This window comes from uncultured Ruminococcus sp., assembly GCF_946415235.1.
Lineage (GTDB): Bacteria > Bacillota > Clostridia > Oscillospirales > Ruminococcaceae > Ruminococcus.
On record NZ_CAMKRR010000066.1, the window covers coordinates 1 to 15532 of the forward strand.

General features: G+C 42.5%; 15 protein-coding genes. 8 read left to right on the forward strand and 7 right to left on the reverse strand.

The genetic code is table 11. The features are described 5' to 3' along the window. The 5 genes from Q0R37_RS15680 to Q0R37_RS11110 all read right to left on the reverse strand — a co-directional run. On the reverse strand, positions 1 to 179 hold a 179-nt coding region (locus Q0R37_RS15680; RefSeq protein WP_366517421.1), incomplete at its 3' end, for a zinc-ribbon domain-containing protein. Beyond that, positions 148 to 762, reverse strand: coding sequence for a zinc ribbon domain-containing protein (locus tag Q0R37_RS11095; RefSeq protein ID WP_294754455.1), 615 nt, complete (start codon positions 760 to 762; stop codon positions 148 to 150). The genes Q0R37_RS11095 and Q0R37_RS15680, both read right to left, overlap by 32 nt. A 134-nt stretch (positions 763 to 896) precedes the next feature. Continuing rightward, positions 897 to 1229: a helix-turn-helix transcriptional regulator gene (locus Q0R37_RS11100; RefSeq protein ID WP_294754457.1), complete on the reverse strand. Its 333-nt coding sequence runs from the start codon at positions 1227 to 1229 to the stop codon at positions 897 to 899. 161 nt (positions 1230 to 1390) lie between these two features. After that, positions 1391 to 1597 carry a helix-turn-helix domain-containing protein gene (locus Q0R37_RS11105; RefSeq protein ID WP_294754459.1) on the reverse strand — a complete coding sequence of 69 codons (207 nt, stop codon included), beginning with the start codon at positions 1595 to 1597 and terminating at the stop codon, positions 1391 to 1393. 75 nt (positions 1598 to 1672) lie between these two features. Then, a complete protein-coding gene (locus Q0R37_RS11110) occupies positions 1673 to 1867 on the reverse strand; it encodes a helix-turn-helix domain-containing protein (protein ID WP_294754461.1) in 195 nt (64 codons plus the stop codon). A gap of 231 nt (positions 1868 to 2098) precedes the next feature. Between Q0R37_RS11110 and Q0R37_RS11115 the strand changes: the two genes are divergently transcribed. From Q0R37_RS11115 to Q0R37_RS11130, 4 genes are all read left to right on the forward strand, one after another. Continuing rightward, on the forward strand, positions 2099 to 2383 hold the full coding sequence (locus Q0R37_RS11115) for a DUF960 domain-containing protein (RefSeq protein WP_294754463.1): 285 nt from the start codon (positions 2099 to 2101) through the stop codon (positions 2381 to 2383). 63 nt (positions 2384 to 2446) lie between these two features. Then, positions 2447 to 3547 carry an amidoligase family protein gene (locus Q0R37_RS11120; RefSeq protein WP_294754465.1) on the forward strand — a complete coding sequence of 367 codons (1101 nt, stop codon included), beginning with the start codon at positions 2447 to 2449 and terminating at the stop codon, positions 3545 to 3547. A gap of 1 nt (position 3548) precedes the next feature. Further along, positions 3549 to 4505: a class II glutamine amidotransferase gene (locus Q0R37_RS11125; RefSeq protein WP_294754467.1), complete on the forward strand. Its 957-nt coding sequence runs from the start codon at positions 3549 to 3551 to the stop codon at positions 4503 to 4505. 595 nt (positions 4506 to 5100) lie between these two features. Next, positions 5101 to 7584: a hypothetical protein gene (locus tag Q0R37_RS11130; RefSeq protein ID WP_294754468.1), complete on the forward strand. Its 2484-nt coding sequence runs from the start codon at positions 5101 to 5103 to the stop codon at positions 7582 to 7584. Between the two features lie 535 nt (positions 7585 to 8119). Here Q0R37_RS11130 and Q0R37_RS11135 read toward each other — a convergent pair. Continuing rightward, positions 8120 to 9838, reverse strand: a complete 1719-nt coding sequence (locus Q0R37_RS11135; protein ID WP_294754470.1) for a hypothetical protein — start codon at positions 9836 to 9838, stop codon at positions 8120 to 8122. A gap of 243 nt (positions 9839 to 10081) precedes the next feature. Here Q0R37_RS11135 and Q0R37_RS11140 point away from each other — a divergent pair, with 243 nt between their 5' ends. The 4 genes from Q0R37_RS11140 to Q0R37_RS11155 all read left to right on the forward strand — a co-directional run bounded on the left by Q0R37_RS11140 (position 10082) and on the right by Q0R37_RS11155 (position 13830). Further along, entirely contained in the window at positions 10082 to 10441 is a 360-nt protein-coding gene (locus Q0R37_RS11140) for a hypothetical protein (protein ID WP_294754472.1), read from the forward strand. Between the two features lie 281 nt (positions 10442 to 10722). Next, the gene (locus Q0R37_RS11145) at positions 10723 to 12234 is read left to right on the forward strand and encodes an AAA family ATPase (RefSeq protein WP_366517422.1); all 1512 of its coding nucleotides are present in this window, start codon (positions 10723 to 10725) and stop codon (positions 12232 to 12234) included. Between the two features lie 107 nt (positions 12235 to 12341). Next, on the forward strand, positions 12342 to 12545 hold the full coding sequence (locus tag Q0R37_RS11150; protein WP_294754474.1) for a helix-turn-helix domain-containing protein: 204 nt from the start codon (positions 12342 to 12344) through the stop codon (positions 12543 to 12545). A 169-nt stretch (positions 12546 to 12714) separates the two neighbouring features. Beyond that, a complete protein-coding gene (locus tag Q0R37_RS11155) occupies positions 12715 to 13830 on the forward strand; it encodes a site-specific integrase (protein ID WP_294754475.1) in 1116 nt (371 codons plus the stop codon). Between the two features lie 270 nt (positions 13831 to 14100). On the opposite strand, the gene Q0R37_RS11160 is transcribed toward Q0R37_RS11155, so the two are convergent. Next, positions 14101 to 15399: a GHKL domain-containing protein gene (locus Q0R37_RS11160; protein WP_294754477.1), complete on the reverse strand. Its 1299-nt coding sequence runs from the start codon at positions 15397 to 15399 to the stop codon at positions 14101 to 14103. Positions 15400 to 15532 lie beyond the last annotated feature (133 nt).

Consider the following 15532-nt stretch of genomic DNA (forward strand, 5'->3'; position numbering starts at 1 on the left):
GGCTTATTTTTTTCAGATGCCGGATCTGTTTGCGGCGTTGTAGATGTACCATCGGCAGATGAACCGCATTTGTCACAGAATTTTGCACCCTCAGGCAATTCTTTACCACAGTTTGGACAATACATATTTTCGTTCCCCCACTCAACATTAATCCTTAAATTTTTTGCCGCAGAAATCATCTGATGCACAATACAGATCGTTTTCAAAAGATATTTCAGAATCGTCAAGAAATACTACTTTTATGCTTTTGGGAAAAACAGCACTGGTATCGAATGGCATATACCCTGTGCCGTCAAAGCGAATAGAGGTTTCTTCACCGCTTTTTAATGGCCCTGTATACTTTAAAGTCTTTGATTCTTCCCAGAACGTTGTATCAAGTCTTGAACCAAGTCTGTCATAAAAAAATGTATCAAAGTAAACATATGCAATAGTCTGAACAGAAATATTCTTTATGGTCATATCAATATAACGTTCATTTGTATCAAAGCGCATATCTGTTATATTTAAAGGTACTTCAATACTAATTGAAGCACTTGAAAGACTGCTGTTTTCTTTTTCCTGACTGTCATTTGAACATATCTTATAAAAGATTACACATATGATAATAAATATAACAGCTATTATGGCTAATGTATGTAACTTGTTTGGCTTTTGGCGTTGAATGGCGTTGCCCAATCCATGTACGTCTCGAGTCGGTTTTCCACATTCAATGCAGAATAATGCGGTGTCGGACAACTCTTTTCCACAGTGTTTGCAATACATAATATCCACCTTCTTTATAATTATGTATCTTTTTCCATAATAATATTATACACCTATAGCAAATCGTTGTCAATACTTTTCAGTATTATTTCACAGAAAGTTTTAACCGCTTGACCTCAGCCAAGCGGTTCATTTCAATCAGTCAGTTCAGTAAGTTTGAGTATAATGTCAGCAGCTATTTTCAACTTATCATCAGGCAGTCTCTTCACACTGTTCAAGATCATATCCATATAGAAGCGTTTGCCTTCAGTGTCAGCAGTATCGGTAGAATCGCTGAAAAACTCGCTATAGCTTAGTCCAAGAGCGTTTACTATCTTATCAAGAGTAGTCATTGTAGGGCTTTTCAATCCTCTTTCCAAGTGCCCAAGAAACGCTGGATTGATTTCGGCCTGTAGCGCAAGCTGCTCCTGGCTCATTCCACGCTGTAAGCGATAATACCTGATTCTTTGTCCTACGTTGTTATCCATTGAACGCCTCCTTCGATACCTTTTGGTTCTATGATACCCCTGATATAGGCTTTTATCAATGGATAATAAGTACTCAGTACAGCTTACTATAAGTACTAAAAGAGAGCCGTATCATCGAATGAATAATATTATGTAAACAAGCAAACTCAAAACAAGTGCAATCAACTTTCACCGGATAATCGCTTGTTCTCCTCCATCAGGTACCTCTCGATCTCTCTTCCGTATATCATCAATCGTCTTCCCATCTGCTTGGAGCGTATTGCTCCTGATTTCACAAGACTGTAGAGTTTTTCCTCATACATTCCATAGTAACACGCTGCTTCCGGTATCGAATACAGTCTTCTTTCTATGTTAACTATGTACTTCACGTACATTCCCTCCTCTCTAAGTGATATTTTTAACTATCTTGTACGATCTTGTGCTGTGAAAGAAGAGCGTGATAATCACGCTCCCTCTTTCATACGGGCAGTAATGTAGCTTTCTATTGAACTGTAGGGTACCTTGATTTTGTTGCCCTCTTTGTAGCCTTTGATCTTCCCCTCTTTAATATAACGGTAAAACAAACATCTGCTTATCCTAAGTACATCCATGACCTCCTTACAAGTGAGTATTTTGGGTTCGTTGTAACATTCTGACATAACTCAGTCCTCCTTCATGCTTTTCCTGACTATTCGAGTTCAGCATTACATATATGTTGTGTTCTTGTATCATCTTTTGACAAGATTTCAAAAGCGATGGAATTCTTCCCGTTCTTAGCTATATATCATTGATATGCCTCTATGTCAGGTACTGATTATACGATAATGGCTGACCGCATAGAAGACCGCTTCGGCGGAACATAGGAGCATAGCAAACGGAAGGAGGACACGATGTTTACAAATGAACGTTATCTGACCTGTGGAGTTGACAGCACGATACCGCTGGAACTTCAGCTGTTCATGTGGGAATGCGTGGAAAGGATGCAGGGGGCGAAGGACTACATTCAAGTCTTTGAGCTTACGGCATCAGGCCCGATGCAGAGCATTTCTCACACTTCAGAAGAACCCGAATACCACATGGAATATCTGATACCCTCAGATACTCCGATCACAGCCAAAGTCTACATCATAGACGATGGCGATCACTCAACAATGCTGCTTGCAGAAGAATACTGATACAAAGAAACCCTCCCGATTCGGTTCGGGAGGGTATTTTTATGCCCTGAGGAGGATAATACAATGGAAGAAAACAAAATCTACTGCTCACACTGCGGAGCACTTATCGCAGACGACGAGGACTACGAGGAAGTTAACGGCGAGATCGTCTGCACCGACTGCTACGAAAACCATACGACCACCTGTGACCGCTGCGGCTCTGTTATCTGGACCGATGACAGCTACGGCGATGAATACACCACGCTCTGCTCCAACTGCTATCACAATCACTATACTCGCTGCAGCTGCTGTGATGCTCTGCTCCATGAGGACGATGCCTATCACCTTGACGGTTACGATTACTGCAGCGACTGTTACCACGACGAAGTTGACAAAAACAGAAGCATCCATGACTACGGATACAAACCCGAGCCGATATTCTATGGCGATTCTCACCGATATTTCGGTGTAGAGCTTGAAATTGACGGAGCAGGCAAAGACTCGGACAACGCTGACGAGCTTCTTGCTATCGCCAACAGAAACGAGGAGTACATCTACATCAAGGGTGACGGCTCTCTTGACGACGGAATGGAGCTGGTAACGCATCCCATGTCCCTTGCTTTCCACAAGCAGTTTCACTTGGACGAGATAATGAAGAAAGCGATCTATCTGGGCTATCGTTCACATCAGACTTCAACTTGCGGACTTCATATTCATGTGAACCGTGACTGTCTCGGTGATAACCGTGAGGAGCAGGATGAAACGATAAGCAGGATACTGTACTTTGTGGAGAATCACTGGAACGAACTGCTGAAATTCTCACGCCGCTCCGAGTACGCCATGAACAGATGGGCAGCTCGCTATGGCTTTGAGAAGACAGGCCGTGAGATCCTTGATAAGGCGAAGAAAGGCAACAATGGTCGATATGCCGCTGTAAATCTTATGAATTACGCAACTATCGAGTTCAGGATGTTCAGAGGAACGCTGAAATACAACACTTTCATCGCTGTTCTTGAGCTTGTCAACGCTTTTATTGATGCTGCGATCAACAACACCGACGATACTCTGTCCAAGCTGTCATGGCTGGACTTTGTAGGCGATATCAGGGAGCCTGAGCTGATACAGTACCTGAAAGAACGCAAACTTTACGTCAACGATGATATCAACGAAGAGGAGGATATGTGATATGTGTGCATTATTCGGATGGCTCGATTATAGAGGAATTGCCCCATACAGGGTGCTCAGAAAGCTCACTCAGGCTCTGGCAAACGCAGCTGAGGAGAGAGGGACAGACGCAGCCGGTATCAGTTACATCAACGGCGGCAGAGTAACGATATTCAAACGACCGAAAGCAGCGCACAAGCTGCACTTCCACGCTCCCGACGGTACAAAAGCGGTTATGGGACACACAAGATTTGCAACACAGGGCGATAAGAAGAAGAATTACAACAATCACCCGTTTGCTGGCCACGCTGACAAGGAGTTCGCTTTTGCCCATAACGGCGTCCTCTGGAATGACAAGGAGCTCCGCCGTGACAAGGTTATCCCCGATACATATATCGATACTGACAGCTATATCGGCGTTCAGCTTATCGAGAAGCAGGGAAAACTTGACTTCGACAGCTTGCAGTATATGGCAGAAACAGTCGAGGGAAACTTCACTTTTACCGTTCTCGATCAGACCAACAGCTTATACATTATAAAAGGGAGCAACCCGATGTGCCTGCTCCACTTCGAGACAATCGGCCTTTTTGTATACGCTTCAACGGAGTCGATCATGAAGAAGGCTCTGAAGCAGCTGGGCCTGCATAAGTTCGAGAGCAAGCGCATCGATACAGACGAGGGTGATATCCTGTGCATCGACAAGACTGGAAGGATATCGAGATCTCAGTTTCAGCCCAAGAAATATCGCTCGAAGTATCTGAGCTGGTACGACGACGAGCCTTATTATAACGTGCATGAAGAACTCCTGCTTGCCTATTGTGGCTGTTACGGAGTTGATACCGCTGATGTGGAGCTTCTGCTGGAGTTCGGCTATACCTGTGACGAGATCGAGGATATGCTCGCAGACCGCAGCCTGCTCCACGAAACGCTCTGTGCTATCAAGGGCGAAGAGGAATACAGCCTGCTTGAAGCATTCTGAGCAGATACAAAGATAACCACGGCGTGAGCACCGTGGTTATTTTTTGTTCTGAGTATGAGGGGTGACCGTATGCTTCTCAGCCGCAGTTCATGCTTCAAACTTCCTTGGCACTCGGAACATGGAACGCACACTCTCTGTCATCACTAAAAAATCTTTTCGTCTCGCACTATATATAGATGAGAACCAAAAAGTTTTTTATACCAAAAATTCTTTTCCCATATATAGCCATTTGAAGGGCCTCATAGCGAAGCACAATATGTCCCCCGAAGCATTGCGCTTCGGGGCGTCTCAGAAGAGTAAGGAGCTAACGCTCGGACTGGCTGACTCAGAGAATGATGCAATGTCCCTGAGCCGCTGCTGTATACACTGCTCTGCGTAGGGCTCTCTTCCGCGTATACAGCCGAGTTTGTTATATCTATATACTTAAAACTTTCTGTTGTCGCCAACCAGGTGTCGTTGTCTTGATTTGAAGGCAGATTTCAGGCATCATCTGCAAAAGCACTACTATAATGTTGTGTCATTCTTGTATCTTCTTGTATTATCTTGTACTCTTTTATAACTATATTGTAACGCCTTTTAAAGGAGGAAGTATAAAATGCATAAAGAATACACGGTGTCCTTCGATGGACACCGCTACAAGAAGAAACCGGAAGGAAAGGAGAAAGGTCGCATAAGCCGCAATCTCTCTCCTGCTACGCTTACTTATGACTTTCTAGCAGAACGACTGGCCAAAAAGGGCTGCACATTTTGTCCCGCTGTCTATGATGGTTCGCGCAAGAACGAGAACTTTGTAGAACAGCAGCTGTTTGTTGTCGATATCGACCACGACGCCACATACACACAAATGAAAGAAAGAGCCGACAGCTACCAACTGTCGGTTCTTTTTTCTTATAAGACTTTCTCATGGGCTCCTGAATCTGACAAGTTCAGAATGGTGTTCGCTCTTGACAAAAAGATTTATGATCCCAATACAGCGAAGATAATAACAGCTCTATTCATGCGTATCTTCAACGAATGCGATAAGAGCTGTAAAGATCTTGCCAGAATGTTCTTCGGCAGCAACCACGGGCTGTATGATATGGCACCTGAAGCTAATGAGATAAGTCTCACGCAACTGATCCTGTCATTTAATAGTTATATGCACAGACAATATGGTCATGCTCATTACACCCGAGAGATCGATAAGTTCTACACGAGTATCGATGAAAACTTTGTCGTACAGCTCAACGGGAAGGTACCTGTTATCGAGCACGACAGCGAAGGCTCGCCGGTGATAAAGACAGTTCCTAGAACTGCCAGTATCAAGAAGACGGACTATCAGGTCAAGAAAAAGGGCAAACGCAGACAGACCGAAAAGATTGACTTCGACGTGCTTGAGAAAAGCTGCAGGTTGTTCAGAGATTTCAAGAGCGGCGAAGCATACTATTTCTATCCCCTTATGTTCCTCTTAGCTACAAACTTAGTGAATGTGGAGAAAGGCAAGAAGGAGTTCCTGAGGATAATAGACTCTCCTCAGAACGAAGACAAGCCTGCTTATCATGAACGAGATTGGGCAGCAATCCTCGATACTTTTATAGATATGCAGTACAACCCTCAGTCCTGTGACAAATGTCTCCATTGCGCGGAATGTCTGCATTATAAGAACATGATACGAACCGTGAAGCCGGGATTCTGTGGTATAAAGCCGATAGAGCGTAAAGACTACTGTTCGGTTGAGGAGGCTGAGAAAAGCCTTGAGGAGAACTTTTACGCAGCTGTCAATTCAAATCTGCCTGGGGTGAAGCTGCTGAAAGCTCAGACAGGTCTGGGAAAAACGAGCACGTTTCTCAAATTTCTGGAACAAACGAAAGATAGCTACATACTGGCTGTCCCAACTCACGAACTCGCAAAAGAAATTTATCAGAAGGCCAACAGGATGGATATACATAATGTACGCATCGTACCACAGCCGATCCTCTCTGACAACTTACAGGAAGAAATTGATCATATCTACAACATAGGGGCCGGAGAGATAGCTCTTGAGATGTTGAGGGACATAAGCGATCAGCTTCCGTACGGGAGCAATGATCGTGAGAACGTTGAGAATTTCTTCAGTGAACTTGATGCTGCACTCAACTACGATGGGCACATCATCATGACGCATGAGCGATTGCTGTGCTTCAACAGAAACTCAGATATATTCAAAACCCACAAGGTGATCATAGACGAAGATATCCTGCGCTCTGTGTGTGCTACTGTTACCGTTGACAGCGAGGACATAGAGAAGGCTTTAGAAAGCGATTCTTTCGGTCCTGGCTCTCAAAACAGACTCAAAAACATTCTGTCTGGTGAGATATACCAGCGATATAGAGCATCAGCAGGAATAACGGTAGATGCTGACGTGATAACAGAGCTAAGCAATATCAGCTCCAATATCATTGAACTTCTGGATGCTCGGGTGCTTGTTAAGGAGGCAGGAAAGGTCACATTCATCAAAAGGCAGTCGTTGCCGTGTGATTCAGCAGTTATTATGTCTGCTACAGCTTCTGCCGACTTGTACAAGTACCTGATGAACACGGAAGTTACGGAATATAGCTGTAAACAAGCTCGTTACAAGGGAAAGATTCTTCAGTACACCAACAGTTCGTACAGCCGTAGCGCTCTTACGAACAAAGATTCGTCTAAGCTGCTGAAGTTTGTGCATTCTATAGTAGGCGATGATGAAGTTATAACTTTCAAGTGCTCAGAGGAAGAGTTCGGTACAGCGTATCACTATGGAAACATAGAGGGGCTGAACTGTCTCAAAGGGAAGAATATCTCTGTAATCGGGCTGCCAAACTCACACGAGGACGTGTACAAGCTCTACGGTATGCTCATGGGAGTTGATCCTTATAAGCAGAAGATGCGGAACACCAAGGTTGCTTATAACGGGTGCGAATTCTATCTTAATACGTTCTCTGACATCAGGCTCAGAAAAGTTCAGCTCTGGATGATTAGTTCTGCACTCGAACAGGCTATCGGAAGAGCAAGGCTTCTCAGGGAAGATTGTACTGTCAAGGTCTTTGCAAGATTTCCGGTGGATCAGGCAGAAGTGATGTAATGTGCGATAACGAATTGCTGGAAGTGTGTGTGGTGATGTGATGAACCACCCTCCAAGAGAATGATGGTGATATTTGCGAAAACCTTATATATATAATATAAGCTTTCTGCATTTTTCACCACTCCACCATCTACTTCTAGCAGTTCGTCACAGCTGTCCATGAGACATAGAGGTTACAGAGCTACAAGCGAAACCTGAACCTCCACGAAGGGCTAAAGATCATAAGATTAGCGTGGTATTACGGCTCTAAGAAGCGGGGTGTGCATTTTGCGATGACGAAGTCAGAGCGAAATGTGAGGGGCATGGCCCCTGCAGGTGGCGCGGAGGGATGATCCCTCCGCATTCAGTAACTGCGACAGCAGTTACGCAAGGACGTGGCGATAGACACGTCCATCATTTCTCTTCTAGTAGTCAGATCGTAGCAAATTGCCTCTACGATGCATTCTGTAGCCATCTGTGGACAAATCATACTAATACAGTTCAGAATCGCTTCTCGCAGTATCACGAAGTACCAACTATGCCTGTGCAGGTGGCTTCATTCCTTTGTTTTCTCCTCGTTTTCAGCATCATCATTATCGATAGGCTTTCTTACAGCTCTAAGTCCCATTGCTTTCAGTATTCCTTCGCAACCTATATAATCATCTAGTTCAGGTGGAGAAGATTGGCTTTCGATATTTTGCTTCATCTCATCTGAGAGATTAGATGACTGATCATCTTGATAGGAATAATGGTTCATTGTGTAATCTGGAATGGAATCAAACGTCCTTCTAAAGCCTATACTTGCAAATAGCTTCTCAATATCATCGCTCATCGTATCGTTTGACATCTTCTGCCTCTCTGCTTCCAGCTTAAGCACCATTGCGAATACGTTTGACACGATTTCCTCACATTGGTGGTAGAGCTTATCATAATTGTCAGCGATGCTTTTCCCAAGTGTTGTACTACGGAGAGCTTCCTTCATACTATCTAAAGACATGCTTCTAAGTTTTGCGTTGTCTTGCACGCCTGTTATAAAGTAACAGAAGTGCTCGTCAATAACTTTCCTGATATCTGTATCCGCATCAAATTCCTTGAAGCTGCCATAGCTCTTTCCTTCTGTTATTGTAAGAAGTTCATTTTCCGTTCGCACAAGGGTTTGGAAGAACGAGAATGAGCCTATATACTGGGTTGATAGGAACTGCCTCATTTTCAGAACTTTTCTTCTATCTTCAAAGCTTGGAGATGGATCAGTCATAAACTTGAGATACTTATAGAAGTACTTAGGAAGCATGTTATATATATAAGAATCTGACCAACGAAGCGGCAAAGGAGTACCGGCATAATCTTTTGAATATGGATACAATCCTTCAAACAGTACTTCGTAAAAACTATCCATGGTTCTTCGGCTCTCATCATCTCCGCTCTCAACGACAGCAGTAATGTTGTCGACCTCTTCAGCTTGTTTTCTAAGCAAAGCAAAACTGTCACTTCTTACTGTCTCAAGTTCAGCTATGACATCGGTTATCTTTCTCCTCTTGCAAACATTATTCTCGTCGAATTCATATATGATTGAAGAGATTCGCTTTATAGCCTTTACGATAGCAAGCCTCATGTCAGCCACAAAGTCAAAATTATCGTGACGTTCCACTCGCATCTTGAAGAGATCCAAGTTGAAGATTGGGCGCGAATCCTTATACTTTGCAATTTCGTACTGACGCATACATAGATTCGCAGTCCACACGTCAATCTGATTAATTATATCAACAAACGGAGCGCTTGCACTATTGTTGTAGAACATGGCATCCATGAGAAAGAATCTGCTCATACTTGCGCTCAGCCTTCTTAACGTTTCTATGTGTTTAGCTGCAACCTCTGAGTCGAAGGAAAGACTTAACACTCTCCTTTCATAAGATCTAAGTTTGTCAATTTCTTCAAGATTGGAGTAAGTTCTTTCAATAGTATTGATATTTACGGAGCTTACTCCGGTCTTTGATGCTCTTGCATCCTTGAAAGGATCACTGAGTTCCAGTTTCAGAATAGCTACTAACAGCTCTTTGATTTCATATCTGAACAAAAAGTCTGAGTTCTTTCCGCCATTACGGAAGATGTGCTTACCGTCGAAGTATCTTTCTTCCATAGCTTTAATGACATTCTTGATGGTCCGATTATCTTTATCTTCAGGAATGTGATCCCTGTCAGCTTCGTCTCTGTACTTGTTTTCTTCTCGCCACTCTTCCATAACAGCATCCAGGTCGTAATCCAAGTTGTTATTCATACTCGCTCCTCCTAATCTATAGCGGTCCGTTAGAGAGATTACTCACGCAAACAGCGATATATAGTCACTTCTTCTATCGTTTCATAATCCTGCAAACTACAATTTTCGTAATGCAGGATTAGCCATTCTCAAATCAAATGAACTGTGATACAATTTAGGCATTACAAAATATGTATCAATAACGGTGATTGGTATCACTGTTATTATACCTCAATACTAATCTTAAATCAAGGAGGAACAACTATGAGATCCAAATTCACAGTCGAATCAGAGGAGCCCATGGCAAACGGCAACCAAGATGAGTCCATCGGAGTCGAATCAGAGGAGCCCACGGAAAACAACAAAGACGAGTCCATCGGAGTCGAATCAGAGGAGTCCACGGCAAACAACAAAGACGAGTCCGTCGGAGTTGAATCAGAAGAGTCCGCGGCAAACAACAAAGACGAGCCCTCAATTGATGACCCGTATGACTTCTTCTATGGACTCGAATCACAGGAGTCTATAGATTTTAACAAGCCTATCATCATCCGTTCAAAGGAGCCCACGGAAAACAGCAACCAAGATGAGCCCGGCGGAATCGAATCAAAGGAGGACAATAAATGATAGTAAAGTCCCAGCTTGTTGAGAAACACATAGGCAAGAATATAGAGGTCTTGTTTGGTGAAGAAAAGCGGTGTGAACTAAACCCCTATTGCAACGACTGCTCTCAATGTTTCTGGAGAGGAATATGCAGTGACTTTAAAAATAAGGTTCAAAGCATCAAAGGCCTCGAAACTGCGACAGCTGAAGCTACATTGAACCCGTCCATCATTAGCATGAGCGGGTTCATCCCTACAGTTATTGGTCCCCCGAACAAGTATCTATCTGAGGTAATTGATTCGGATATGATAAAAAAACTTCAAATCGGCAACTCAATGGTGATAAACGGCCCGACGGGCTGTGGAAAGAGCCAAATGATCGCAGATTACATAGAAGAAAAGCCGCCAGATGAAACAGTTATAGTATACACTCCGAGACGCTGCACCAAGCGACAACTGCGTAGAGAGGTGGCTAGAAAGCTTTGCATACCGCCCGATAAGGCTGAAGAGTTCCTAGGGCGGATGAATGTCTACATACTGACATATCAAAGCTTTATCAACCGACAGAATCTATTTAAAGGTAAGTTTCTTACAGTCTTTCTTGATGAATGTCATTGTCTCAGCTCTGATGCAACTTTTGCTATGTATCCACAACAGATGCTGCAGTGGCTTGAGAACAACCTCGATACTACAAAGAGAATTTATATCACAGCTACTATCGACAATGTACTGCCGTTGATATGGAGTAAGGAGTATATTGAGTATGACAACCGCTATCCATCCAACGTAATTCTCGATGCATCGCCAGAAGAAATCGCCATGTTCGATTTCACAAAGTACACTCGTATACAGCAACTTGTACTAATGAAAGCGAACTGGGATTACCTCAACTTCAAGATCTACGATCCAAGCGATCCGCAGAAGCTTGCAGAGTATATAAACGCCATCTCGAAATCAGGCAAGAAGACATTGATGCTTCTCAACGATATCGACAAGGGCAGAAATTTCAACCAGCATCTTGATCCCCCAGCACAGCAGATCTATTCAGATTCTGTTGATGATGCGCTAAACGAGGAGATCAGTAAGATAACAGAGAACTCAATGTTTGAAGGATCTGGACTGATAACCACAAAAGTAGCTAACATCGGACTTTCACTTCATGACAGTGCGATCGAAGTTATCGTTGCCGAGTCCTTCGAGCCCGAGGAGATTATCCAGATAATCGGTAGAGTAAGAGTGGACAGACGTAACCCACGACCTGTCACTGTTCTTCTTCCTGACTATTCCAGTGGTGACCTCGGAAGAATGGAACATATGCTGATTGAGCAGCTCAAGGACTTCAAGGCAGCTAATGATAATCCATACACTTACCGTTACATTAAGGAACCGTATTCAGTTCCTTCACCCATCCCCCAAAAACTTATTCCTAATGATCTTGCTATCAAGACTCTTGATATGAAGCTTAAGTTCATCCAGAAGCTCAAGGCTGAGGAGCAGGAGCACCCGCATTCATTCATCAATCACATATTCCCATATTATGGAATGGGTAGCTACGATGATACGCTGCGTATCGACTATGACAACAAAGTTAAGTGCAAAAATCGTTTGATAGCTGCTCTTGAAGAATATAAGCAAGTCGAAGATATGTCTCTTTTAAGGAGCAAGGTAGCAGCTGCCTGCAACGAAACTGGTGCATACACGAAAAAGCTCGAAGGAACTATCAAAGTTGATACAATCAACACCGTACTCAAGTTCTTTGAGATACCTGAACGTTTAGGACATAAGCGCGAGACATATGATGTAATCTTACCAGACTAAACTTATATACTATTGTAGTGCATAAGCATGATAGCGATGCTCCTGCGAGGGGCATCGCTGCTGTTAATCAAGTAGGCGGAGAGCACTCTGCCAGAAAGGAGCAACACATGATGACAACAGATAATGCCTTCAAGGATTACCCTGATATCATCTCAGTGAAGCAGCTTCAGGAAATGCTTCATATCGGAAAGAACAGGGCGAGGGAACTTCTCCGCAGCAACGAGATCCCATATATCAAGATAGGATATACCTTCAAGATACCGAAGGTGAATGTGATTGAGTTCCTCAATCGCAATTCTATCGGAAACTGACAAAAACGACGAGACTGCCGCTGGTTTTGAACTTGCGGCAGAAAACTTAGGAGGGATAGACATGAAGTATAGTGTTCATATTAACAAAGGCATATGGCACGTTAGCTTTTACATCAAGGATGCAACAGGAAAGCGAAAGTTAAAACAACTATCAACCGGAATCAAGGGAATGAATAACAGGGGAGAGCAAATCAACAAGCGTAAGGGCGAGGACAAGGCTAAAGAGATAATCGCTAAGTTTGAAGGCGTCGTTGATAGTGAATATGGTGGCTGGACTCTCGACAAGTGTGCAGCTTACTGTCTTGAACTGAAGAAAACAAAGCTGTCGCCGACTACATATAACGATTATCTTAACGCATTGGAAACACATCTGAAGCCTTACTTTGCCAACAGAAAGCCTATACGAGATCTGAAACCAAAGGATATCGAATCGTTCTGCAGTTATAAGCTGAGTGAGGGGAAGAGTCCAAAAACGGTACATAAGCTGCTGAGCCTTATAGGCCCAGCGTTCAGATATGCAGAAAAGAACGACTTTATCATAAAGAATCCCATGAATGTCGTAGATAAGCCATTAAAGAGTAAATCAGTTACTAGTTATTACAATGCTGAGCAGCTTAACGCACTCGCAAAGGCTGCGAAGGGTTCATATATCGAAACGCCTGTTATCCTTGCGATGATACTCGGACTCAGACGTTCAGAGATAGTTGGTCTGACGTGGGATAACGTAGATTTTGAAAATAGGCTTATACATATACGACAGGCTGTAATAGTTGGAGATTCAAGTATCCTTACAGCAGGCACATATAAAGTCATAGGACATACAGGCAGCAAGAAACCAAGGGATATCATACTGAAGTTTTTCCTCAAGACAGACAGCAGTGAGCGCAGCTTCACCATGAACGATGACCTGTATAACTATCTGAAAGCTCTTAAAGCTACTCATGATACCATGCCGAGAGAAACAAAAGCGTATATGGATTTCGTTTGTGTGAATGCTGTTGGTACTCTTATTACTCCTGACAGCATAACATCTCACTTCAACAAGCTGCTCAATGCAAATGGTCTTCCGCACATAAAGTTCCATGCACTTCGCCATTCCTGTATAAGTCTTCTTGCAAACAATAACAGTTTCTCGATGAAACAGATACAGGATTATGCAGGACATGGGGACTTTCTTACAACATTCAATGTCTACAGTCACGCTGATGATTCAGCTAAAAAGACCGAGATGGACTACATTACCAGTTGTTTCACAGAACTGTTCGATCATAATGGTACTGAATAAACGATTACAGGTGCTCTTGAAATGTCAGGAGCACCTGTTGTTGTATCATCTTACATGGACAGGATGATGTCCGTCAGCAGTTTCTTTTTTGTATTCCAAAGCCTTCTGTAAACGCAGTTATTAAAATAGCAACAATATCCGATAGCAGTACCATTTCGATAATATATATCAATAAAAACAGCTATTTCCTCTTGAGAGAATAGCTCGAATGCATATAAGAAAAAGCGTATATCACAGGCAATAAGCTCTGCGATATACGCTTTTTTTGAATTATTGGCTAAGCATCAACACATCTACGATAAGCCAGCCGTCCTTCTCATAGATATTTATTGCCCCATTGTTTTGAGTGACAGTTTCCATTACACTATACATACCTAATCCATGATTACGTTTATCACGCTTAGTTGTGTCTGGTAGTTCCCCATTAACGAGTACAGGGAATTGTATGCGGTTTTGTACAGTAATGTGCAGATATACTCCTTTAGATTCCAGTGAGAGTCGAATCTCCTTTTGTGGTTCATTTTTTTCAGCTTCAATGGCATTGTCCATGATATTGCCAAATACTGTACTGAATGCAGTGTCATCAAAAGGAGCTAAGTCTTTTTGTATATAACACTTTAGATTTATATTTTCTTTTTGACAGATCATTCGCTTTAAGTCAAGAATAGCGTTAAGAGTAGAATTATTGGTGTCTGTGAAAGCAGGAGCATCAGGGAGATTACCAGAAATTTTCTCGATGTAGGCAAGCGCCTTATTGTCCTCGCCGCTTTTTATGAACTGAGAAATAGAGATGAGGTGATTACTGAGATCGTGTCGCAAAGCTCGTACTGCATTACTCCATTGCACAGATTCCTGCAATTTCTTTTCATCATCATTCAAGCGTGTCTGTAAGGCAACCTGATTAAGCTGAGATTGATTTTGCATCGTAAACTGAAAAAGTATGAAAATAAGCAGAATATTAATTGTTGCAAGTGAAACCATAATGATTGTAGCATACAAAGGTGGGAGAAGATGCTCCAGAATCATCTTCTCGACAGTAATTCCTGCTACTACAGAAATCATAAGGGCAATAATGGCGATTACACTTTGTAGCAGATGCAAGGTTATTCTTTTCTTTCGTATCAAATTTGCAACTGGTATCAGCAAGCAGATTAAAATAAGTTTTGATAGAAAAAGCAGAAATATTCTCGCCGGATTTCTCATAATAAGGATGCTATCATATTCTTCTCTCAATATGAATGAGGATGTAACCAAAAGAATAGCATTTGTCAAGAAAATGGCTAATAATCCTATCAATGATAAAACAAGTTGATGCCACCATTTTCCTTGTAGTGCTATCACTGAAAAACTAAACAGTGTAATAAGATAAAGGACAGTAAACACGCCCTCCAACGTAAATTGGTAGTTCAGAATAACAATATTCAGTATCATAACTGCTGAGAATAAAGATGTATACACTATTTTCAGTAATGTAGAGATTTTTTTGAAAGATAATGAAAATATCAGAAACCAAAATAGAATAGTGCAATCGGAGACTGTTGCTACAAATTCTGCAATATTATAAATCATATCAGCACCTTCTTTATATATTTTAGATATGCTGTTCGGACGGATGGTATTTTCCTTCTGCTGATATATAGCATCTCACCATTAGAGAAGCAAACTGCATCCTCGGTCAACTCAACAAGCGACAAATTCACGA

Coding starts and splice junctions, on each gene's coding strand:
- Q0R37_RS11150 (WP_294754474.1), top strand. CDS start 12,342: ATGATGACAACAGATAATGCCTTCAAGGATTACCCTGATATCATCTCA.
- Q0R37_RS11135 (WP_294754470.1), bottom strand. CDS start 9,838: ATGAATAACAACTTGGATTACGACCTGGATGCTGTTATGGAAGAGTGG.
- Q0R37_RS11145 (WP_366517422.1), top strand. CDS start 10,723: ATGATAAAAAAACTTCAAATCGGCAACTCAATGGTGATAAACGGCCCG.
- Q0R37_RS11115 (WP_294754463.1), top strand. CDS start 2,099: ATGTTTACAAATGAACGTTATCTGACCTGTGGAGTTGACAGCACGATA.
- Q0R37_RS11160 (WP_294754477.1), bottom strand. CDS start 15,399: ATGATTTATAATATTGCAGAATTTGTAGCAACAGTCTCCGATTGCACT.
- Q0R37_RS11125 (WP_294754467.1), top strand. CDS start 3,549: ATGTGTGCATTATTCGGATGGCTCGATTATAGAGGAATTGCCCCATAC.
- Q0R37_RS11130 (WP_294754468.1), top strand. CDS start 5,101: ATGCATAAAGAATACACGGTGTCCTTCGATGGACACCGCTACAAGAAG.
- Q0R37_RS11110 (WP_294754461.1), bottom strand. CDS start 1,867: ATGTCAGAATGTTACAACGAACCCAAAATACTCACTTGTAAGGAGGTC.
- Q0R37_RS11120 (WP_294754465.1), top strand. CDS start 2,447: ATGGAAGAAAACAAAATCTACTGCTCACACTGCGGAGCACTTATCGCA.
- Q0R37_RS11155 (WP_294754475.1), top strand. CDS start 12,715: ATGAATAACAGGGGAGAGCAAATCAACAAGCGTAAGGGCGAGGACAAG.
- Q0R37_RS11100 (WP_294754457.1), bottom strand. CDS start 1,229: ATGGATAACAACGTAGGACAAAGAATCAGGTATTATCGCTTACAGCGT.
- Q0R37_RS11095 (WP_294754455.1), bottom strand. CDS start 762: ATGTATTGCAAACACTGTGGAAAAGAGTTGTCCGACACCGCATTATTC.
- Q0R37_RS11140 (WP_294754472.1), top strand. CDS start 10,082: ATGAGATCCAAATTCACAGTCGAATCAGAGGAGCCCATGGCAAACGGC.